Here is a 21,453-nt window from a genome sequence, read left to right on the forward strand (position 1 = left end):
TGAGTCTATGTTTGTGTTTACCTTAATCATTTTATTTGTCTTGTTTATTCTCTATAAGCTCATGCTAATAGTGCCAATGCGTGAGGTGCATGTCATTGAGCGTTTAGGGAAATTTCGCACTGTGTTACAACCGGGATTTCATTTCTTAATTCCCTTTTTCGACCGTGTGGCCTATCGCCACGATACCCGTGAGCAAGTGCTCGACGTGCCGCCACAAAGCTGTATCTCCAAGGATAACACTCAGCTTGAAGTGGATGGTTTAGTGTATCTCAAGGTTATGGATGGAAAACTAGCGAGCTACGGTATTGAAAACTATCGTAAAGCTGCCGTCAATCTGGCGCAAACTACGATGCGTTCTGAAATCGGTAAGCTCACTTTGAGTGAAACCTTTTCCGAGCGTGACCGCTTAAACGAATCCATAGTGCGCGAGATTGATAAGGCGTCTGAGCCTTGGGGGATCAAAGTGTTACGTTATGAGATCCGCAATATCACGCCATCGCGCCACGTGATCCATACCCTTGAAAAACAAATGGAAGCTGAGCGCCGTAAACGCGCTGAAATTACCCTAGCCAATGCTGAAAAGGCCGCGATGATCAATATGTCAGAGGGTGAACGCCAAGAAGCGATTAACATTTCTGAAGGCCAAAAACAGAAGCGTATCAACGAAGCTAAGGGCACAGGCCAAGAGATTGCCATTATTGCTAAGGCAAAGTCCGAAGGCATGGCAATGATTTCCCAAGCGTTAGCGGTTAATGGCGGTACCGATGCGATGAATATGTTGTTAAAAGAGCAGTTTATTGCTCAGGTTGGTAAGATCCTCAACGATTCGCAAGTGTCGGTCGTCCCGGCTGAAATGGCAAAACTCGAAGGATTCTTCGAAGGAATGGAACAAGTCACCCAAACCGTGGCTGGCCATAATGCAACTAGCAAAGGAGCACGCTAATGGAAATCCCATTGAATACTGATGTCGCAGTAATGGTTATTTGGGGACTGATTTTCGCCATATTTGTGATTAAGCTGTTCCAATCCATTCGCTTAGTCCCGACTAAATCGGCTTATATCGTTGAGCGTTTAGGTAAGTACCACTCGACGTTAGATGCGGGTTTCCACACCCTGATCCCATTTGTCGATAAAGTGGCTTATATCCATGACTTAAAAGAGGAAACTATCGACGTGCCACCACAGGAGTGCTTCTCGAGCGATGAGGTAAATGTGGAAGTCGATGGGGTGATTTATATCTCTGTTACCGATCCTGTGAAGGCAAGCTACGGCATCACCGACTATCGTTATGCGGCTATCCAGCTGGCACAGACCACCACGCGCTCTGTGATCGGCACTTTAGATCTCGACCGCACCTTTGAAGAGAGGGATGTGATTTCGGCCAAGGTAGTCGAAGTGCTCGACCAAGCAGGCGCCATGTGGGGGATCCGCGTGCATCGTTATGAGATTAAGAACATCACGCCGCCCGAGACGGTGAAAAACGCCATGGAAATGCAAGTGAATGCCGAGCGTGAGCGCCGTGCATTACTGGCAAAGAGTGAGGGTGATAAGCAGAGTAAGATCAATCGTTCCGAAGGGATTAAAGCGGAAACGATTAACCGTTCTGAGGGGGAAATGCAGCGTCGTATCAACGAGGCCGAAGGTAAAGCGGAGGAGATTTTAACGCTGTCGCGCGCAACTGCCGAATCGATTGAACGTTTAGCAACAGTGATTGCCGCTCCTGGTGGCCATAACGCACTGCGTATGCAACTCGGTGAGCAATACTTTAAGCAGCTTGATGGTTTAAGCCAAAAGTCTAGCCGTATTGTGTTGCCCGGTAATATGGTCGATTTCGATTACTGGATGAATAGCATAGGCTTAAAAGAGAAAGCTTAAGACACTAAACCATGCAGGTGCTTAAATATTCATAACTTAAGCACCAATAAACCTAAGGCCAAATAGTGATATTTGGCCTTATTTTTTGCGGTTTTGCATAGGATTGACAAGGATGATTGGTTGAAAATGTTTCGGACGAATGCATCTAATTGACGCGGTACAGGGGGAATTCAATGAAGCCATCCGTTGGCGTTACATTGTATTAAGACTAAGCGCGTTAATAGGCCAAACGTTCAGAGATTTCGGAGTGGGAATGGGTTTCGATAAGCCGCGCGATAGTGTCTTGTTCAAGTACTGCTAAGGCGGAAATTTCGTTGTAAATCTTATCCTGCACATCTAAAGGCATGTGAACATGCTCCATAAACATCCGGATACTTAAGGCGTCACCACTTTTGAACAGTTGGCTAAATTCAGAGGCTTCGATCTCGATTAATGCATTCATAATACTTCACCCTGAGGTTGGTTTTTGGAGAGTAGACAACAGGTTTTGCTGTTTATTAAGAGATACGCCTAAGTTTGATCTAGGTCAATTAAACGCCATATTAATCTTTCTTAATAAACAAATTTACTGTGTAAAAATAGGTGGTTATAAATTCTATAAAATGAAATTGTGACTTATACCAATCACATTAAATATCTAATCAGTTCAGAGCCTCACAGGCATCTCAATCCAAGGCGCATTGACGAAGAAATGGTTATTCCCTTTTAAGTCAATGTAACACGGGAGTGAGATGCCTGTGAGGCTCCCGAAGGGCGGGGTTGAACGTGCTTTATACTGCGTTTAAGGCTTTCGACAGAGCGCCACTATGCCTTCAAGCCTTCGCCTTGTCTAAAGCCCGTTTAACTCCCGCTGAATGAACAGATATTTAATACGATTGGTATTAGCTCAATGTTTAAAACGAGGCGAAAGAGGGTGGTTGGGAGCGGACTTCAGTTGGCAAGAAGATAAAAAATCGCGGCGCGTGATGGCTCACGCGCCGCGATTCAGAGACCCATTTCCGAGTAGGATTACTTAGGAATGGCTAAGAGTTGGCAGCCATTGATCCCTGCATTTTGCAAGGTGTGACGCTTACGCTCGGCATCACGTTTGCGCTCATAAGGCCCGAGGATGACTTTGTACCAAGTGCCTGAGGTGCCCTCAATTTGCCTGACCTGCGCTTCTAATCCTTGGAATGCAATCACGGCCTTCATCTGGTTCGCCTGCGACTCCTGACGGAATGAGGCGCACTGCAATTGATATTGCTGTGGCGCTCGCGTCGCCACGACATCAGGAATATCCACTTCGACGTGTTTATTCTCAAGCTCGTCCAGATAGGTCCATTCTTCCTTGGGTTTAGGCGGCAAGGCATTCGGATCTTTCTTCGGCACTTCAACTACCGGCTGTTCCTCTACCGGAGCGGCGACGGCGACCTCTTGGCGTTCAGTCTCTTTCACCTTTGGTGTAAGGAGAGCAGCAGGTTCTTTTGTCTTCACTTCTTTTTCTGTTTTGACTTCTACAGGCGCTTCCTGCTTGGCCGTGTCTTTAATGCTCCACAGAAAATAGCCAAAACTGCCTACAGCAATAAAGGCAAACAGGATCAAAGGAATAGGAAGCTTACGGCTAGGCGGGGCCTTTTTAGCCGCAGGCCTTGCGCGTGTCGCGCGGATCGGGCGCGGTTTTGCGCCCGATTGCGGTCTTCTGTTGGCATAGTCACGATTGCTCATGGCTTACATCCGTTCTAGGGTTTCGATACCTAGTAGATTTAGGCCTTTTTGCAGAGTGCTCGCCGTCAGTTGTGACAGCAGTAAACGACTGTGTTTTTGCTCGTCGTTATCGGCTGCAAGCACTGGGCAGGCCTCATAGAAACTAGAGAAAGCCCCTGCTAATTCATAGAGGTAACCGCAGAGCACATGTGGTTGGCCTTTGTCGATAACACGGCTTAGGATTTCACCAAACTGCGCCAGTTTGTTGCCTAGATCTTTCTCTTTTTCGTGGTCGAGTACGATTTTGGCTTGGCTTAAGTCAACATCGGTCGCACGCTTAAAAATGCCAGCGACACGGGTGTAAGCGTATAACAGGTAAGGCGCGGTATTGCCTTCAAAGCTCAGCATTTGCTCGAAGCTGAAGATGTAATCGCTGGTACGGTTTTTCGACAGATCAGCATATTTTACCGCGCTGATCCCAACTACGCGGGCAATCTCTGCAAGTATCGCTTCATCCATATCTGGATTCTTACTGCGAACTAATTCCAGCGCGCGGCTGTTGGCTTCGTCGAGCAGATCAACTAATTTCACCACGCCACCAGTACGGGTCTTGAACGGACGACCATCTTCGCCATTCATAGTACCAAAGCCTAAGTGCTCGAGTGACATATCCTCGCGGACAAACTTGGCCAGTTTGGCAAGGCTAAACACTTGCTGGAAGTGCAGTGCTTGGCGTAAATCAACAAAGTACAGCACGCGGTCGGCTTTGAGTACACTTGAGCGGTAACGCATCGCGGCTAAGTCGGTTGTGGCGTACAGGTAACCACCATCGGCTTTTTGAATGATAACCGGCAGTGGTTCGCCTTCTTTTGTGCGGAAGGCCTCTTGGAAGACCACTTTGGCGCCGTTACTTTCAGTCAATAAACCTTGGGCATCTAAATCTTTAACAACTTGCTCTAAATCGGCGTTGTAGGCGCTTTCACCGTGCACGTCGGCGCGGGTTAAACTCACCCCTAAACGCTCGTATACTTCGTGGCAATGGCTTAGCGAAATATCGTTAAATTCGCGCCACAGTTTGTTGCAGTACTCATCACCGGATTGCAGTGCAACCACAAGCTGACGGGCGCGGGTCGCGAACTCAGCCGATTCGTCGAAACGCAGTTTGGCGGCGCGGTAGAAGGTTTCGAGATCCGATAACTCTAATTGGGCTTGTTCGCCATTGGCTGCACGTAATTCTTCCATGTAAGCCAGCAACATACCAAATTGGGTGCCCCAGTCGCCCACGTGGTTTTGACGGATCACTTTGTGGCCTAAAAACTCGAGGGTGCGCACCACGCTATCGCCGATGATGGTTGAACGCAGGTGACCTACGTGCATCTCTTTGGCGAGGTTGGGTGATGAATAATCCACCACAACAGTTTGTGGTGCGGGTAATTTGATCCCTAAATGCGCATCGCCAATCGCGGCTTGTAATTGGTTAGCCAGTGCGCTGTCATCGATGAAGAAGTTGATAAAACCTGGGCCTGCAATTTCAACTTTTGCCACATAGGCGGAGGCGGGAAGGTTGTCGATGATCAGCTGTGCTAATTCACGCGGATTTTTACCCGTTGCCTTGGTTAGCATCATGGCTACGTTGGTTGCCAAGTCGCCATGGCTCTTATCCTTGGTTCGATCTACTTGAATTCGGGCCTCAAAATCCGCAGGTAAAATACCTTGTTGTTTAAAGGATTCGATGGTTTGGTCAAGTAATGATTGGATATGTGATTTCATGGGTTAATTAGCTACTAACTTTAAGAGTGAATACAGGGAATAACCGCGTATTTTAGCCGTTTGTGGTGACTAATTGCTATCTTCCCGATGATTTTTTATCAAATTATTGAATCACAACAGATCCTGCGGATCCCTATCTAGGCTCCAGCGGCAGCGTTTGGCTTCGGGCAGTTGTTCCACCAGCGGATAAATACGCTCGAACTCCTGCTGTAATCTATGTCTGTGTTTGGCCTGAAACATCAACTGGCGGCGGAACTTACCGGCCTTTCGATCGAGTGGCGCGGGCATTGGGCCGATAATCTCAAACTCTTTATCTTGGGGCAGCAAGGATGCAAACGCATTAAGAAAATTGTCAGCATCTAAGGCAGAATGCGCCTCGGCGCGCACCAGTACCATATGCCAAGCGGGTGGCAAGAGCGCCATTTGCCGTTCTTTTAATTGACTGCGGGCAAATTCGCCATAACCGCGGTGGAGTAAATCCCTAAGGATCGGGTTATCACTCTGGTGAGTTTGCAGAAGCACTGTACCGGGTTTATTGGCCCGCCCAGCGCGGCCCGCCACTTGGGTATAAAGCTGGCCGAAGCGCTCTGGCGCCCTAAAGTCGGCGCTAAATAGCGCACCATCGACATCGAGTAAGCCCACTAAGGTAACATCAGGGAAGTGGTGCCCTTTGGCCAGCATTTGGGTGCCAACCAAGATTTTATATTCGCCCTTATGAATCGCACTTAAATGGTTTTCTAGCGAACCTTTAAGGCGGGTGGTATCGCGATCGATACGCACCACTGGATATTTTGGAAACTCCAATTGCAGTGCTTCGGCGAGCTGCTCGGTACCAATACCTTGGCCCATCAACATGGTACTGCCGCAATTATGGCATTGCCTTGGGATGGCATATTGATTACCACAGTGGTGGCAGCGAATTTCCCCAAGGGATTGATGTACGGTAAAAAATGCATCGCAGCGATCGCATTCGTGTAAGTGGCCACATTCATGGCAGAGCAGTGCTGGTGCAAACCCGCGGCGGTTTAAAAATAGTAATACCTGATTGCCGGCCTCTAAATGGCTGCGGATCTCGTTGATCAGTGGCGCCGACATGCCCGCCTTGAGGGGCAGGTTTTTAATATCGATAATACCTTGGCGTACTTTTTTAGCATTACCAGCCCGCTCACCGAGTTGCAGATGATGATAACGACCACTGAGCGCATTTTGCAGGCTTTCTAAGGAAGGCGTTGCTGACCCTAAAATCACTGGGATTGATTCTAAATGCCCACGCATTACCGCTAAGTCGCGGGCATGATAACCAACGCCTTCTTGCTGTTTAAAGCTGCTGTCGTGTTCTTCGTCGAGGATGATTACACCGGGAAATGCCATCGGCGTAAACAATGCGGAGCGAGTACCAATGATGATGGCCGCTTGGCCACAGCGAGCTTGTCGCCAGGCTTCGAGGCGCTGATTGTCGGTTAAACCTGAGTGCAGCACGGCAACATTCACCTTAAATCGGCGTTTAAAGCGATTGATGGTTTGCGGCGTGAGGCCAATTTCAGGCACTAGAATAAGTGCTTGTTTACCTTGTTTAAGGATATGTTCGAGCAAGGCTAAATAGACTTCTGTTTTACCCGAACCGGTAATGCCCTCGAGCAGAGTACAGTGATATCCTTGTTGCTGCGTTAATACCGTTACGGCAATTGCTTGCTCTTTATTTAGCCTGTGGGGCGTTTCATCGAGCTCGAGTTGGCTGCGCCAATCGAGATTGAGCTCGGCGAGTTTTTCGTGGCGGGCAATCCAGCCTTTATCTTCTAAGGTTTTGAGCGCGGTCTTGTTCAGCGCTAGGCTGGTGACTTCTTCCTGGGTGAGACTGGTTTGTTTTAGCTGTTCGAGTAATTTTTTTTGAGCGGGCGCGCGTTTTAAGGTTTCTGGCGCAATATTGCTGCCTAGCTCTGTGATGTGCCAGTACTGGATTTTTTGTGGCGCGGCATCTAGGCCCTTGCGCAGTGCTACAGGTAAGGCTTGAGTGAGCATTTGGCCTTGGCTGCAAAAGTAGTATCTGGCCGCCCATAGGGTTAATTTATAGAGCGATTCTGGCAATAAGGGCGCGTCATCAATAAACTCTATAACGGATTTCAGTTGCGTTGGCGCCAGATCGCAACTGTCGGTAATCGCGGTAACGAGCCCAATAAGTTGTTGGCGTCCAAAGGGGACTTTGACCCGAACGCCAATTTGTGGCTTGGCTTGGGAGCTATCATCGCTTTGCTCGTTTGTCTTTACGCGATAAGTAAAGTTTTGCCGCATAGGCACAGGTAACGCAACTTCAACAAACAGTGACATATGCTGGGCGAGTCTAAAAGGGAAATGAGGTTTAGTGTACTCAGCGCGGCTAGCAAGGGCTAGTCCTAATGACAGTTTATCCAAGGATAGTTGAGAGTAAGTAAATGACTAAAATAGCGAAATCATTAGGACTCTTTGCCTTAGTATGCAGTGCTGCTGTGCAGGCACAGGTTTCCCATGTCAGCATCAACAATCGGATGTTTGAATTGGGCGCCTATCCCAAAATGCGCGTGAATGTGATCAGTGATAATCAGGATATGACGCGGCTTGAGTTTGTGTTGCATCAGTCCAGTGGTGAAGAAAAGCTGATGGCTGAACAGCTCAACCGTTTCTTGATATTGCTGACGGGAGTTGAGGATGTCACTGATCCTAAGGCACGCTTGTTAGTTCGTGAATATCGAGTCGATCGCTGGTATGAAGTGAAAAATCTGCCGCTGTTTGATAATACTTCCTCTGCGACGTCTTCAGTATCGCAAGCAAAAACCGCGGTTGTTAAATCAAGCAAAGCAGCCAAAGCCGAAACTAGTCAGTTGGCGGCAAGCTCTGCTAAAAGTGACAAAACCACAGTTAAATCAACTAAGGTTGTGCAAGAGGTGAATTTAGTCACCGCTGAAGCAGATGTTGCGCCCGTTATTGTGGCGGCTGTGACGGCAAACGTTGTTGCCCCCCGCGCTTCTGGATTTACCTTCCCAGAGGATAAGCCTGACGCGAAAGCATCCTCAGCTTCGAGTTTGTCTACGGAACCTTCTATCGCTAAGCCATCGACCGAATCATCTGCTGCCCAAGTCTCATCTGCAAACGCAGATATGGTAAAAGCTGATAAGAGTATAAATGGGATTGATGTGTCTGAAGCTAAGACAGCCGAAGTGACTAAGATCGCTAGCTCGACAAATGCCAATGCAACAAGCTCGGGTGAGTGTATGTTGGATTATCACAACGAGACCCTATGGCGGATTGCCAATCGCTATGCCCTTGAGTGGCAAGTCAGTGTATATGGTGCGATGTTGGCGATTCATGACGCTAATCCTAAAGCATTTGCTAAAAATCGTATCAATGCCTTAAAGAAAGATGCCATTTTAACTTGTCCATCGGCTGAGATACTCGCGCGTTATCCCGATGCACAGGGCGCTAAGGCGAGTTTCGAAGATAGGGAAGCTGGCCAATAAAAGCTGAGACAAATGGTCAGTAAACAAGTGGATTATCGTTAAAATGCTCAGATAATCTACTTGTATCCGCTTAGGTGATACTGTAATATCCTGCGCCCTAACATATCCGTTATTAACTGCATGTGGTGTCCGACTTCGGGTTGGAAGAGCGACATGGCCTTACTTTTGAGGTAATCCCAATGAAACCAGGTATCCACCCAGAATATGCAGTAATCACTGCAAACTGTACTTGTGGCAACGTAATCAAAGTAAACTCTACTGCTGGTAAAGACCTGCATTTAGACGTTTGTGGTGCATGTCACCCATTCTACACAGGTACACAAAAAATTGTTGATACAGGCGGTCGTATCGACAAGTTCAACAAGCGTTTTGGTATGCTTGGCAAGAAATAATTGCGTTAGCAATATTTCTCTCGAAGGCGCCTCTGGCGCCTTTTTGCTTTTTGTCGTTAGCTGGCACGTAATCGCTACTTTTTAGCCTTTCTGGTACGATTTCAATTAAAAAAACACCACTATCACTTTCTTCCTGTTAAATTGCGCAAAATCGACTTATTTATAGTAATTAACGATAATATAATGCTAGTTAGTGTCTTTATTGTAATTTAGTCAACATTTTTTAGGTTTAACCACAGTTTTACCCTTGTTTTATTGCATATTTTCGTTTGTTTTCTACAAAATTAAACAGGTAATCATCCGTTATCGACTAAGATAAGTTTGTAAAACTTAGCTTAGGGCGACAATTCAGCCGTAAAGGCGAAATTTCTCAAGATCTTATTTAAAATGTGACCTAATTGGCGTATCTTACCCCGACCTGCCACACTGTTTAAATCACCCATAAATGAGGTGATCTTGAGTCGGTCGGCCTTACTTCCATACTTATAAATGTCGCATTTCAGGATGTTAAAATGTCAGATATTCGTCAACAAGCACTCGATTATCATGAATTCCCCGTTCCCGGTAAAACTGCAGTATGCCTCACCAAACCTGCTGAAACGAGCCATGACCTCGCGCTAGCCTATAGCCCAGGTGTGGCTGAACCAGTACGTGAAATTGCCGCTAATCCTGAAAATGCCTATCGTTATACCAACAAAGGTAACACTGTTGCCGTTATTTCTAACGGTACGGCGATTCTGGGCCTAGGCAACTTAGGTCCATTGGCTTCAAAGCCCGTGATGGAAGGTAAGGCACTATTATTCAAACACTTTGCTAATATCGACTCGACCGATATTGAAGTAACGCATAACACTGCTGAAGAGTTTATTAATACAGTTGCGGCTATTGCTGGCACCTTTGGTGGGATTAACCTCGAAGACATCAAAGCGCCTGAATGCTTTGTTATCGAGCGCGAATTGATTGAGCGTTGTAATGTGCCTGTGTTTCACGATGACCAGCATGGCACAGCCATTGTTACCGCAGCTGGCATGATTAACGCTTTAGACATTCAAGGTAAACTGATTAGCGATGCCACTTTTGTGTGTATGGGTGCTGGTGCGGCTGCCATTGCCTGTATGACCATGTTAGTGAAGTGTGGTGCTAACCGCGCCAACATTTACATGCTTGACACCAAAGGCGTGATCCATGCGGGTCGTACTGATCTGAATGAATACAAAGCCTTGTTTGCGAATGAGACTGACAAGCGTACCTTGCAAGATGTGATTAAAGGCGCTGACGTTTTCTTAGGGCTATCCGGCCCAAATGTGATTGGTGCTGAAGAAGTGGCCATGATGGCGGATAAGCCAGTGATTTTTGCCTGCTCAAACCCAGACCCTGAAATAAAACCTGAACTTGCCCACGCGACGCGCAGCGATTTAATTATGGGCACTGGTCGCAGCGATTATCCAAACCAAGTGAACAACGTACTGTGTTTTCCGTTTATTTTCCGCGGCGCATTAGATGTGCGTGCATCGTGCATTAACGATGAGATGAAGATTGCGGCTGTACATGCCATTGCCGGATTAGCGAAAGAAGAAGTTCCAGCAAGTGTACTTAAGGCTTATCCAAAGGTAAGTTCATTAAGTTTTGGTCCTGAATATGTGCTACCAAAACCGATGGATCCACGTTTATTGCCGCGCGTGGCCCGCGCCGTGGCGCAAGCGGCCATTGATTCGGGTGTTGCTGCAATAACAACTTTGCCCCAATATGCGGATTAAGCGACAAGAGAATTAATAGAAGAAGAGGCTAATTAGCCTCTTTTTTGTTTTAACGTTGGCTGAAATCTCTGCTATTGGCGCGATTTTCAATGTCTTTGAAAATAAATCCTAGGTTGCCTTTTAGCTTATGCTACTGAATAATCTTGAGTAGCATTTGTTTAACTCATGTTAAGAGTGCACCAATAATTATAATAATCCTGCAGGATAGCGGCTCGATGAAATTCACTCGAATGTTAACAACAAAACTAACCAGCTTCTGGTTAATGTCTTTAGCCGCTATTGCCTTCGTGTTTTTACTCAGCGCAATGATGAGTTTTGTACAATTAACCTATAAGTTTCAGCAGCAGAAAGTGTCTGAACTTGAATCCCTTCTAATAGAGCATTATCACTCCCAGCCCGATTGGGAGTTGGAGTCTTGGCTGCCTCCCATGTTGCTGGCGTATAACGCCGTTGAATTTCGTTTAACCATGAAGAGCGAAGTGCTTTTCGCCTATCACGGCAATGTGCAGACGCAAAATGCCATGGTGTATACCCATTTGCTCGATCCTCAGTCGGGTCTCACAATGGCTCTGAGCTTGCCACAACCTTTCGAACATTACAGTGTGAGTTGGTATGAGTTGCTTATCTTGGGCATTGGCTTACTAGCTGTGATTGCTTTGGTTCGTTTCGGACATATATGGTTTTCGCAGCAGTTGGATGGTATTGAGGAACTTGCTCAGCGCAGTCGATTAATTTTACAAGGTAAACATGAACAAGCGCTGGCAACCCCTGGTAATGGTAAGCCAAGGCTAATCAATAGAGCCTTAACCAAACTGCTTGAGGAATTGCAGGATGCCCATAAGGAACGAGGTCGTTTCGATAAGTTTATTCGCTCCAATACCTTTTTAGATGCGCAAACCCGTATTGGTAATCGGTTGTTTTTAAATAACCGCCTCGATGCCATGAGCCATGACCAAGGTATGGTCGCTCATGGGGTGATTTATCTGTTAGAAATGGATGATCTCGATTTGATACAGCAGGCAAAGGGTGAAGCTGCTGTTAAAGAGTTACTCCATGCGACGGTCAATAGTATTAACTCTATCTTGCAAACCTTGCCGAACAGTATTTTTGCGCGGCGTAACCATAATCAATTTGCGATAGTTGTGCCCCACGTCTCTTTGATTGAGGCAGATCAGCTCGCCAGTAAGTTACTTAAAGTCTGCTTGAGTCAAACCTTGCCCGATGATGTGGACAATAGAGATAACTTTTACCACTTGGGCTGTGCTTATTTTACCGCCGGGGATAATGTTAATCAGCTGCTTGATGAGGCCGATATGGCGTTACGTGCTGCTCAATTACAAGGTAATAGTAATTGGTTTATGTACGATAAGGGCGCGATTGATGAGGAGTTTGCCAAAGGCTCGGTGCGTTGGCGCAGCTTCTTAGAGAATGCCTTAGTTCAGCGGCGTTTTTATCCCTTTAGTCAGCCCATTATGGATTTAGATGGGAGAGAGCACCATAAAGAGATCTTTACCCGGGCGCGGGATAATCAAGGGACATTAGTGCGGGCGACGTTGTTTATCCCCATGGCAAACAAATGTGGTTTGATGCCACAAATTGAACGGCAGATGATTGAGCGTGTATTGGGGTTGCTCGGCCAAGAGCAGCATAAAGATCAAATCTATAGTGTGAATCTTAGCTTAGATAGTTTGATGAGCCGGGCCTTTACCCAGTGGCTTAAAACGACCTTACTTGAGCATCGCCATCTGACACCTCAACTGATTTTTGAGGTGTCAGAGGATATAGTGATCCAGCATCAAGACAAGCTTCAGCCTAAACTCGATATGATCCGTAAGATGGGAGCTCGTCTGTGTGTCGACCATGTTGGACAACAGGTTGTTGGCACTTACTATATCCGAGAGTGCCATTTCGACATGATTAAACTGCACCGTTCTATCGTACGTCATATTCATTTACGCCCTGAAAATCAATTGTTTATTCGTAGTTTAATCGGTGGTTTGTACCGTACTGAAGTGCAAGTGTGTGCGGAGGGGGTTGAAGTGTTTGAAGAATGGCAAACTTTGCAAATTCTCGGGGTGGGGATGGCCCAGGGCATGTATTTTAGCGATCCAGCAGAGGTGTTATAAGTCGTATTGTTTTCCCCGAGTGATGTGATCCTCGTGGAAGAATAGGGCTGGGTTGTTGAATTTCTCTATAAAATTCACAGATTAGCGGATAAACTAGCCTGTGCCAAAATTATGACGCTGGATATGACGAATTTCGCATTCTAAATGCTGTGAGCTTATCTCCGTCTGGTGGTGTAGAAATAGCGCAATTCGCTGGCTTATCACTCAAGCTTAACTTTATCGGAAGACAGGCATTTTTATGGATAAAGGACTTTTTGCTCGGTTGGCCTTTTGGCGAGCCAAACAGACGGGTGTTGCACTGGGGGTGTATGTCTGTGCTGATAAGCTGTGGGTCTATGCACCTGCCACCGAACGTCTGCATGAGCAGTGGGTTTCTTTTGAATTACAACAAGATCAATGGCAAAGTGTCTTTGCTGAACTTGCCAGCACTTTCCCCCATGCCGCTTTACAGATCACTCTTAGTAGTGGTCGCTATCAATTGCTCGTCGCCGATAAACCGAATGTCGATAGTGAAGAATTATCTCAAGCTTTGATTTGGTCTATCAAAGATATGGTCAATATTCCTGTGCCGCAAATTCACTTGGATTATTTTGAGTCCCCTTTGCCAAGCAATAAACTCAATGTTGTCGTGGTTGATAAAGATAAGTTGATCAATATGGTTCAAGCCATCAGTGAGCAAGGTTTGACTGTTTTAGGGATTAGCATCGAAGAACTCGCGATGACCAACCTGTTTATCGATGATAATCAGGCAAGATTGGTCGTTAGCCATCATTCTGGGCAGGAGTTGTTACTGACGGTGGTAAAACAGGGGCTGTTATATATGCAGCGCCGTGTACGCGGTTTTAGCCAATTAGATAAGGCTGAAGTGGATGAACTAAACTATGGATTGGCAGATAACTTAAGCCTAGAAATTCAAAGATCTATGGATTATTTTGAGAGTCAACTGCGCCAGCCTCCTGTTAACTCCATTGAGTTATTTGCCGACGGTGCGGTCGATGCCTTAGCGAAGTTGGTGTCGGCCAACTTTAATCAAGCCGTTAATGTGGTTAATAAGACCTCCGTTGGCGCGAAAATGGCGGGATTGGCCTTTAGTGAGCTTTCACGAGGTGACGAGTGATAAAATCGAGAGTCAACCTATATTCTGCCGCCCTATTGCCGCCAAAGCAGAGCTTAACCTTCGCTAAATTAATCAGTTATACCGTAGGCTTGTTAGTTGTCTGCGGTGCAGTTGCCGGTTTTAGCTATTGGACATTAAATGAGTCTGTGCAGGCGCTAAGCCAAGCGTCAGCGCAAAAACAGCAATTTGACCAGCAAAAGGCGGAGTTTGAAGCACAAATCGCCGCCCGTAAACCCGATCCTGAGTTAGTCGCGCGCGTCGAGTTAGAGTCACAGCAGCTCGAGCTAAAGCAATTATTAATGAATGAGCTGGCACTGCGTTCCTCCCTCACCAGCCGAGGTTTTGCACCTGTATTGAAGGATTTGGCTATGGTGGCCGATGCGAGTGTTTGGCTTAACCATATTGTGATTAACGAGCAGCACTTTATGTTTGAAGGATTTGCTGATCATCCACAGAGTATCCCGCTTTGGGTGAGTAAGCTAAAAGCGACCCAGACCTTAAAAGGGCAGGCTTTTTCGTCTATGACCATGGATCGCGGTGAGGATAAACCGCTGGCTTTCACGCTGACGAGTGAGACTCCAGAGGAGCAGGCGCGATGAAAGCCCAATTTGAACAATTAGCGCAAAAGTTTGATGCTCTCAGCCAACGCGAGCGTGGGCTAATCGCCATTGCCCTGTTAGCACTGATCGCTATGTTGGCTTATATGCCTATTGAGTCGCTTTGGAAACAACAGTATTCGACGGCGCAGCAGTTAAAGGTCATAGAGCAAGAAAATCAGGTTTCGGTGCAACAGATTGATTTATACCAGCAGCGATTAGCGCTAGATCCCAATCAGGACTATCGCCAGCGTTTAACCTTGCTACAGCAACAAAACCAACAGCTTGATACTCAGCTTAACGAGCAGATGGTCGATATGGTGCCCGCCGATTATATGCCTGAACTATTGGGTAATCTGCTTGGGCAGGTTCAGGGAATTACCTTACAGAAGTTTACCTCTATCGCGCCCGTACCACTGCTTGCGGTGGGTGAAGAGAAAAAGTTGAATTTGTATAGCCATGGGATCCGCATGAGCTTAGAAGGTGATTATTTCTCGGTATTGCGTTTTGTTGAAGCAGTAGAAGCCATGCCCGACAAACTTTACTGGAAACGCCTCGACTATAAAGTGGCTGATTACCCCAAAGGGAAAATCGATATCGAGCTTTATACTTTGAGTATTAATAAGGACTTTATCAGTGTTGCTCAATAAGCCTTATATTTTCATCGCATTACTGGTGATTTCGGCACAAGTGTCGGCTGAAAACTTACGGGACCCTACTTTGCCCGGTAAAGGCTATTCGGCTGTAGGCGCTGCGAGTCAAAATCAGCATCAAGCCTTAGTGCTCAACAGTATTGTCAGCTCAGGCAACACGGCTTACGCCGTGATTAATAATAAAATTGTGTCCGTAGGTGATAGCATCCAAGGGGTCAAAGTCGTGCGTATTACCCCCTCGTCAGTATCACTTTCTGACGGACGGAAATTAGCATTATTTCAAGCAATAACAGAGAGATAGGGAATAAGACTCAGATGACCGCCATTAAATACTTCACACCTTTACTCTCACTTTGCCTTATGGCTTGCCAAACTACAGATAGACCGCAGCCGATGGCATCAAAAGAGGCTCTTTCTGCGTCGATGCAGGCCGCGAAGCAGTCAACGCCACCTCCGCCAGCCGTTATGCCAGACGCGGTGCAGCGTGAACTGAATACTAATACCTTAATGGGCAGTTTAGCTGCGCCCATGGAAACCGAACGTCGTATCGATGTTTCTGCCCATGATGTCGATGCGAGGGTATTTTTCCCTAGCCTCGTTCAGGGCACCCCCTTTAGTGTGGCGGTGCATCCCGATGTGCAGGGCACGATTTCATTGTCGCTAAAAGGCGTGACATTGAGCGAAGCCATTCAAGTGGTTGAAGATATTTATGGCTATGAAGTCAGCCGTGAAGGACGTATTTTGCGAGTATTCCCTGCGGGGATGCGTACTGAGACTTTTCCGGTCAATTACTTATACATGGTACGCGATGGCCTGTCGTTAACCTCGGTGAGTTCGGGCCGAATTTCCGATAACAGTAACTCGAATAACAATAACGGCAATAATAACTCGAATAACGGTAACCTTAGTGGCAATAACAATTCGAGCAACGGTAATAATGCCAACAATAACAGCAGCGATAGCAGCAATGGCACCTTTATCCGTTCGCACACTAAGACCGATTTTTGGGGCGAGTTAAAAGAAACCTTAACCGCCATTGTGGGTGACACGGGCGGCGGTCGCCAAGTGGTCGTCACTCCACAGGCGGGATTAGTGACGATTCGTGCCTATCCGAATGAATTACGTCAAGTGCGTGCTTTTTTAAGTTCGGCAGAGACACATTTACAACGCCAAGTGATCCTTGAGGCAAAGATCCTCGAGGTGACTCTGTCTGATGGTTATCAGCAGGGGATTCAATGGCAAGCGCTTGGCTCAGCGTTAGCAGGGGGAAATACTCAGGTAGAAGTAGGTACGTCTGCTGGTCCAGGTTTGAGTGATCAAATTAGCTCAACGCTGGGTGGCGTAACGACGATTAGTTTCAAGGGTGCGGATTTTGCGGGAATGATTAACCTGCTCGATACCCAAGGTGATGTGGATGTATTATCCAGCCCAAGGGTGACGGCATCGAATAACCAAAAAGCGGTAATTAAAGTCGGTACCGATGAGTATTTTGTTACCGATGTTTCATCAACTACTGTGGCTGGCACTACGCCTATTACGACACCTCAAGTTCAATTAACTCCTTTTTTCTCGGGGATTGCGCTGGATGTAACTCCGCAAATCGATAAAGACGGCAACGTATTACTGCATGTTCATCCATCGGTGATCGATGTCAAAGAACAGGAAAAAGGCATTGTAATCAATGACCAACCTTTAAAATTACCCTTGGCGCAAAGTGAAATTCGCGAATCAGATACTGTGATCCGCGCGGCCTCTGGCGATGTTGTCGTCATTGGTGGTTTGATGAAGAGTGAAAATTCAGAAGTGGTATCGCAAGTACCTTTGCTTGGGGATATCCCTTGGGTGGGTGAACTGTTTAAAAATCGCAGTAAGCAGAAGAAGAAAACCGAGCTGATTATTATGTTAAAGCCGACCGTGGTGGGCGGGGATACGTGGAAAAACGAGTTAGAGCGTTCTAAGACCTTACTCGACCGTTGGTATCCAGAAAATAAGTAAGCTTTCATGTATTTGAAGCACTTTGGACTTAGCCAAACGCCATTTTCGTTAACCCCTAATACCGGATTTTTTTTCGGGTTATCCCCGCACGTAGAGGCGCTGCAAGTATTGCAGACCGCCCTACAAACCGGGGAGGGTTTTATCAAAGTCACTGGCGAAGTGGGCACGGGCAAAACCTTAATCTGCCGTAAGCTGATTAATGAACTGCCGCAGGGCTTCCATTGTGCGTATCTTCCCAATCCTTATCTCACTCCCGCCGAGCTGCGCTGGGCGGTGGCCAATGAGCTTGGGTTAAAATACACCAGCGAAATCGATCAGCAGCAACTCACCGGACTTATCCAGCAACAATTACTCGCCCTGAGCGCCCATGGTCACGCCATTGTATTAGTGCTGGACGAAGCGCAGGCCTTGCCCGATGAGAGCCTCGAAGCGTTGCGACTGTTTACCAATCTTGAAACCGAAAGCCGTAAGCTGTTGCAAGTGGTGCTCTTTGGTCAGCCCGAGTTGGATGAGCGATTAAAGCGCCAAGCCTTTAGACAACTGCGGCAGCGCATCACCTTTAGCTACAGTCTTCGGCCGTTAACTTGGGATGAAACCGATGCCTACATTCGTTACCGCTTAGCGGTGGCAGGCTATGCGGGGCAAGCATTATTCAGCCCTAAACTGACGCGTAAAATCGCCGAGGCATCACGAGGCATTCCGAGATTGATCAATATTTTAGCCCATAAAGCCCTGATGCTCAGTTTTGGCGAAGGGGCAACTCAGGTGCGCATCGCCCACATTAAGGGCGCGATACAGGATACCGAAGATGCCAGTCGCGGTTCGCAAAACTGGCCGACCTATATGGCGATCGCGCTGATAGTATGTGCTGCGGCGATTGGGGCATTGCTGGCATCTGGCGTTAACCTGCAACAGTTGTGGGGAGGCGTCGCATGAGCGTGATCAACAAGATGCTGCAGGATCTCGATAAACGCCAGCAGGGGCATTCTCTCAGCAATGTGGCTGTGCATCAGGCCCAGTTTCTGGGGCGTCCAAATCCATCACGTAAATGGTTAGTCATCAGCTTAGTGTCACTGCTTGTAGGTGGTGTGTCTGTTTATGCCTTTCAGGCCATGTACGACTCAAGGAATGCCACTGATAACAGTGTTAACACTGTGGTGAGTGCGCAAACTCCGTCGGATAACACCAACCCACAGACAGATACGAGTTCTATGGGAGCAGAAACGGGAGCAGAAACGACTATACCAACAGAGCCGACTGCGGAGATGGTGCAAGTGAGTCCGTCGTCGACAGATGCTCCAGCAAAGGATATGTCTGCGTCAGTAGAATCTGCCCCAAGTGTGACTCAATCTCCCCGTGTTAATGCGGCGCCCGTTGAGCCAACAAGTGAACCGACAACCGAATCAGTTGCGGTAAACTCCTCAACCGATACAGCTAACAAGGTGGCATTACCCCAAGAGTCGCTGCAGGCACAAACTGAGCCACAACAGGTTGCGGTTAAAGCAAATCAAGCGGAAGTTAACGTAAATCAGAGTGAAGTAAAAATAACCCAAACAGAGGCCAAGGCGAGTGAGCCAGTCGAGTCTGCTTCGACTCAAGCTTCGAGCCAAGCTGCGGCTCAGCCAACAGGGCAAATGGCGGTGACGGAAGTAAAGCTTTCTCCAAGCCAGTTAGCACAAAAACAACTGGTATTGGCGAGCGATGCCGAAAAGCAAGGTCAGTTGGTTAAGGCGATGGATTACTACGCTAAAGCGCTCAAGCTTGACCCGAGCTTACACGAGTCGCGCAAACAACTGGCAGCGTTGCACTATGGTCAAGGTGAGCAGCCCCAAGCGGCCGAAGTGTTAGCGCAGGGACGATTACTTTATCCGCAAGAGTTTGAATTTGCTTTGCTATTAGCTAGGGTGCAACATGCGATGGGTGATACTGACGCAGCACTTGCCAGCCTTGCGCAAATCCCCGATAGTCATCCTTTAGCTCGGCAAAAGTGGTTAGCGCAGACGGATTTAGCCCAAAAACAGGGGCAATATCCGTTAGTTGAACAGGCTTACCGCAAGTTATTGCAGCAGGAGCCGCAGCAGGGGAAATGGTGGATGGGATTAGCCTATGCTCTTGACTCTCAAAAGCAATTTACCCAAGCCAGTCAAGCCTATCGTACAGCATTAAGCTATTCCGGTTTATCAACTCAGGCCACGGCTTTTATTGAACAACGTTTACAGCAACTAGGAGATAGCCAATGAAACCCAGATTAAAGATGCGTTTGGGCGATCTGTTAGTTCAAGAATCCATTATTACCGAAGAGCAGTTGCAGCAAGCCTTGGGCGAGCAGCGAAAGACGGGCCATAAACTTGGCCGAACCCTGATTGAGCTGCGCTCTATTACCGAAACTCAACTGCTGCAATTTTTGTCGCAGCAGTTAAATCTACCGCTGCTGGATATCAGCAAACGCCCAATTCCCACCGAGGTGGTGAATCTGATCCCTGAGGTGCAAGCAAGGCGTTTTCGTGCCCTTGCGGTTGAAGATCGGGGTGATACGGTATTAGTGGCCATGAGCGATCCGGCGGATTTGCAGGCGCTCGACCATTTAGAAAGCTTAATTGCGCCGAAAAAGCTCAGTGTCGCAGTCGCACCCGAGCAGCAATTACTGCAAGCCTTCGATAACCTGTATCGCCGCACCGACCAAATCGCGCAAATCGCTGGTAAGCTTGAAGAGGAATATGCCGCCGATCAAATGTTTGATCTGGCGAGCCTGACCTCGGGCGATAGCGATAATGAAACCACAGTCGTTAAGCTGCTGCAGTCGATTTTTGAAGATGCGGTGCAAATGCGTGCTTCGGATATTCATATTGAGCCCGGCGAAAAAGCCCTGCGGATCCGCCAACGTATCGATGGCCAGTTACACGAAACCATTCTAAATGAAGTCAATATCGCTGCGGCTCTAGTCTTGCGCCTTAAGCTTATGGCTGGGCTAGATATTTCTGAAAAACGTCTGCCGCAGGACGGGCGTTTCCATATGGAAATTAAGGGCCACAAGATTGACGTGCGTATGTCGACCATGCCGATTTACCACGGCGAATCTGTGGTGATGCGTCTACTCGATCAATCCGCAGGCTTGTTGACTTTAAACGAGACTGGGATGCCGCCGCATATTTTGGCGCGTATTCGTAAGCAGATTAAACGCCCCCACGGCATGTTGCTGGTGACAGGGCCAACGGGTAGCGGTAAAACCACCACCCTGTATGGCATCTTAAGTGAGCTCAATACTGCTGATCGCAAAATCATCACGGTAGAAGATCCGGTCGAATACCAATTGCCAAGGATCAACCAAGTTCAAGTTAACCATAAGATTGGACTCGATTTTTCGAACGTGCTGCGTACCACCTTGCGTCAAGACCCGGACATTATCATGGTCGGTGAGATGCGTGACCAAGAAACCGTGGAGATTGGTCTTAGGGGCGCACTTACGGGTCACTTTGTGTTATCCACATTGCACACTAACGATGCGGTGACCAGCGCGCTACGTTTACTCGATATGGGCGCCGCCAGTTACTTAGTGGCGAGCGCGCTGAGGGTGATTATTGCCCAGCGTCTAGTGCGCCGCGTGTGCCATAACTGTGGCGTGGAATATCAGCCTACGGCGCAGGAAAAAGCCTGGCTGAATAGTGTGAGTCGTCAGGACTTTTCATCGGCCAAGTTCCGCATTGGCACGGGCTGCCAAAGCTGTAACGGCAGTGGTTATCGCGGCCGTATCGGTATTTTTGAGATCCTTGAATTGGATGAGAAGATGATCGATGCGATGCGTACCGGTAATCCACAGGATTTTGCCCGTGCAGCCCTGCAAAGCCCAAATTTTACTCCGCTTGCCGAGTCAGCACTGCAATATTTGAGCGAGGGCATGACGACCATTGAAGAGGTGGCTAAGCTAGTTGAGGATGTGAGTGAGTCGCAGGTGCCACTCTCGCGGGATATTATCAGTCAGCAAGGCGTTGAGGCGTAAT

At 47.6% G+C, this 21,453-nt stretch carries 18 protein-coding genes; 14 read left to right on the plus strand and 4 right to left on the minus strand.

Annotation, left to right across the window (positions count from 1 at the left end; all coding sequences use genetic code 11):
* The first annotated feature begins 7 nt into the window (after positions 1-7).
* Both CEQ32_RS19130 and CEQ32_RS19135 read left to right on the plus strand, forming a co-directional pair.
* Entirely contained in the window at positions 8-943 is a 936-nt protein-coding gene (locus CEQ32_RS19130; protein ID WP_037422376.1) for an SPFH domain-containing protein, read from the plus strand.
* A complete protein-coding gene (locus CEQ32_RS19135; protein WP_037422379.1) occupies positions 943-1,875 on the plus strand; it encodes an SPFH domain-containing protein in 933 nt (310 codons plus the stop codon). Before CEQ32_RS19130 ends, CEQ32_RS19135 begins: the two co-directional genes overlap by 1 nt.
* A gap of 217 nt (positions 1,876-2,092) precedes the next feature.
* Here the strand turns inward: CEQ32_RS19135 and CEQ32_RS19140 are convergent, their stop codons facing one another.
* The 4 genes from CEQ32_RS19140 to priA all read right to left on the minus strand — a co-directional run bounded on the left by CEQ32_RS19140 (position 2,093) and on the right by priA (position 7,653).
* Positions 2,093-2,317, minus strand: coding sequence for a hypothetical protein (locus tag CEQ32_RS19140; RefSeq protein ID WP_023266915.1), 225 nt, complete (start codon positions 2,315-2,317; stop codon positions 2,093-2,095).
* Positions 2,318-2,883: 566 nt separating this feature from the next.
* Positions 2,884-3,579 carry an SPOR domain-containing protein gene (locus CEQ32_RS19145; RefSeq protein ID WP_088586609.1) on the minus strand — a complete coding sequence of 232 codons (696 nt, stop codon included), beginning with the start codon at positions 3,577-3,579 and terminating at the stop codon, positions 2,884-2,886.
* Between the two features lie 3 nt (positions 3,580-3,582).
* The gene (gene argS, locus CEQ32_RS19150; RefSeq protein WP_088586610.1) at positions 3,583-5,328 is read right to left on the minus strand and encodes an arginine--tRNA ligase; all 1,746 of its coding nucleotides are present in this window, start codon (positions 5,326-5,328) and stop codon (positions 3,583-3,585) included.
* A 111-nt stretch (positions 5,329-5,439) separates the two neighbouring features.
* On the minus strand, positions 5,440-7,653 hold the full coding sequence (gene priA / locus CEQ32_RS19155; RefSeq protein ID WP_122040778.1) for a primosomal protein N': 2,214 nt from the start codon (positions 7,651-7,653) through the stop codon (positions 5,440-5,442).
* A gap of 104 nt (positions 7,654-7,757) precedes the next feature.
* On the opposite strand from priA, the gene CEQ32_RS19160 reads away from it, so the two are divergent.
* The 12 genes from CEQ32_RS19160 (at position 7,758) to CEQ32_RS19215 (ending at position 21,452) form a co-directional block, all read left to right on the plus strand.
* Entirely contained in the window at positions 7,758-8,819 is a 1,062-nt protein-coding gene (locus CEQ32_RS19160; RefSeq protein WP_088586611.1) for a FimV/HubP family polar landmark protein, read from the plus strand.
* Between the two features lie 179 nt (positions 8,820-8,998).
* Positions 8,999-9,211, plus strand: a complete 213-nt coding sequence (gene rpmE, locus CEQ32_RS19165) for a 50S ribosomal protein L31 (RefSeq protein ID WP_037422397.1) — start codon at positions 8,999-9,001, stop codon at positions 9,209-9,211.
* A 512-nt stretch (positions 9,212-9,723) separates the two neighbouring features.
* Positions 9,724-10,968, plus strand: coding sequence for a malic enzyme-like NAD(P)-binding protein (locus tag CEQ32_RS19170; RefSeq protein ID WP_069454188.1), 1,245 nt, complete (start codon positions 9,724-9,726; stop codon positions 10,966-10,968).
* A gap of 215 nt (positions 10,969-11,183) precedes the next feature.
* On the plus strand, positions 11,184-13,094 hold the full coding sequence (csrD, locus tag CEQ32_RS19175; RefSeq protein ID WP_037422403.1) for an RNase E specificity factor CsrD: 1,911 nt from the start codon (positions 11,184-11,186) through the stop codon (positions 13,092-13,094).
* 238 nt (positions 13,095-13,332) lie between these two features.
* Complete coding sequence (locus tag CEQ32_RS19180; protein ID WP_037428193.1) at positions 13,333-14,211, plus strand: hypothetical protein; 879 nt, start codon at positions 13,333-13,335, stop codon at positions 14,209-14,211.
* A complete protein-coding gene (locus CEQ32_RS19185; protein WP_037422409.1) occupies positions 14,208-14,810 on the plus strand; it encodes a PilN domain-containing protein in 603 nt (200 codons plus the stop codon). The genes CEQ32_RS19180 and CEQ32_RS19185 overlap by 4 nt, the downstream gene beginning before the upstream one ends.
* Positions 14,807-15,457, plus strand: a complete 651-nt coding sequence (locus tag CEQ32_RS19190) for a hypothetical protein (protein ID WP_037428192.1) — start codon at positions 14,807-14,809, stop codon at positions 15,455-15,457. Before CEQ32_RS19185 ends, CEQ32_RS19190 begins: the two co-directional genes overlap by 4 nt.
* Complete coding sequence (locus tag CEQ32_RS19195; protein ID WP_055648039.1) at positions 15,444-15,761, plus strand: MSHA biogenesis protein MshK; 318 nt, start codon at positions 15,444-15,446, stop codon at positions 15,759-15,761. The genes CEQ32_RS19190 and CEQ32_RS19195 overlap by 14 nt, the downstream gene beginning before the upstream one ends.
* 14 nt (positions 15,762-15,775) lie before the next feature.
* Positions 15,776-17,455: a pilus (MSHA type) biogenesis protein MshL gene (gene mshL, locus CEQ32_RS19200; RefSeq protein WP_088586612.1), complete on the plus strand. Its 1,680-nt coding sequence runs from the start codon at positions 15,776-15,778 to the stop codon at positions 17,453-17,455.
* Positions 17,456-17,461: 6 nt separating this feature from the next.
* Positions 17,462-18,391, plus strand: a complete 930-nt coding sequence (locus tag CEQ32_RS19205) for an ExeA family protein (protein WP_088586613.1) — start codon at positions 17,462-17,464, stop codon at positions 18,389-18,391.
* On the plus strand, positions 18,388-19,695 hold the full coding sequence (locus tag CEQ32_RS19210) for a tetratricopeptide repeat protein (protein WP_088586614.1): 1,308 nt from the start codon (positions 18,388-18,390) through the stop codon (positions 19,693-19,695). The genes CEQ32_RS19205 and CEQ32_RS19210 overlap by 4 nt, the downstream gene beginning before the upstream one ends.
* The gene (locus tag CEQ32_RS19215; protein ID WP_037422422.1) at positions 19,692-21,452 is read left to right on the plus strand and encodes a GspE/PulE family protein; all 1,761 of its coding nucleotides are present in this window, start codon (positions 19,692-19,694) and stop codon (positions 21,450-21,452) included. Before CEQ32_RS19210 ends, CEQ32_RS19215 begins: the two co-directional genes overlap by 4 nt.
* Position 21,453: the final 1 nt, after the last annotated feature.

The organism is Shewanella sp. FDAARGOS_354, assembly GCF_002209245.2.
GTDB lineage: Bacteria > Pseudomonadota > Gammaproteobacteria > Enterobacterales > Shewanellaceae > Shewanella > Shewanella xiamenensis.

Coding starts and splice junctions, on each gene's coding strand:
- csrD (WP_037422403.1), top strand. CDS start 11,184: ATGAAATTCACTCGAATGTTAACAACAAAACTAACCAGCTTCTGGTTA.
- CEQ32_RS19205 (WP_088586613.1), top strand. CDS start 17,462: ATGTATTTGAAGCACTTTGGACTTAGCCAAACGCCATTTTCGTTAACC.
- CEQ32_RS19160 (WP_088586611.1), top strand. CDS start 7,758: ATGACTAAAATAGCGAAATCATTAGGACTCTTTGCCTTAGTATGCAGT.
- CEQ32_RS19140 (WP_023266915.1), bottom strand. CDS start 2,317: ATGAATGCATTAATCGAGATCGAAGCCTCTGAATTTAGCCAACTGTTC.
- priA (WP_122040778.1), bottom strand. CDS start 7,653: ATGTCACTGTTTGTTGAAGTTGCGTTACCTGTGCCTATGCGGCAAAAC.
- CEQ32_RS19170 (WP_069454188.1), top strand. CDS start 9,724: ATGTCAGATATTCGTCAACAAGCACTCGATTATCATGAATTCCCCGTT.
- CEQ32_RS19215 (WP_037422422.1), top strand. CDS start 19,692: ATGAAACCCAGATTAAAGATGCGTTTGGGCGATCTGTTAGTTCAAGAA.
- CEQ32_RS19190 (WP_037428192.1), top strand. CDS start 14,807: ATGAAAGCCCAATTTGAACAATTAGCGCAAAAGTTTGATGCTCTCAGC.
- CEQ32_RS19130 (WP_037422376.1), top strand. CDS start 8: ATGTTTGTGTTTACCTTAATCATTTTATTTGTCTTGTTTATTCTCTAT.
- rpmE (WP_037422397.1), top strand. CDS start 8,999: ATGAAACCAGGTATCCACCCAGAATATGCAGTAATCACTGCAAACTGT.
- argS (WP_088586610.1), bottom strand. CDS start 5,328: ATGAAATCACATATCCAATCATTACTTGACCAAACCATCGAATCCTTT.
- CEQ32_RS19210 (WP_088586614.1), top strand. CDS start 18,388: ATGAGCGTGATCAACAAGATGCTGCAGGATCTCGATAAACGCCAGCAG.
- CEQ32_RS19180 (WP_037428193.1), top strand. CDS start 13,333: ATGGATAAAGGACTTTTTGCTCGGTTGGCCTTTTGGCGAGCCAAACAG.
- CEQ32_RS19145 (WP_088586609.1), bottom strand. CDS start 3,579: ATGAGCAATCGTGACTATGCCAACAGAAGACCGCAATCGGGCGCAAAA.
- CEQ32_RS19135 (WP_037422379.1), top strand. CDS start 943: ATGGAAATCCCATTGAATACTGATGTCGCAGTAATGGTTATTTGGGGA.
- mshL (WP_088586612.1), top strand. CDS start 15,776: ATGACCGCCATTAAATACTTCACACCTTTACTCTCACTTTGCCTTATG.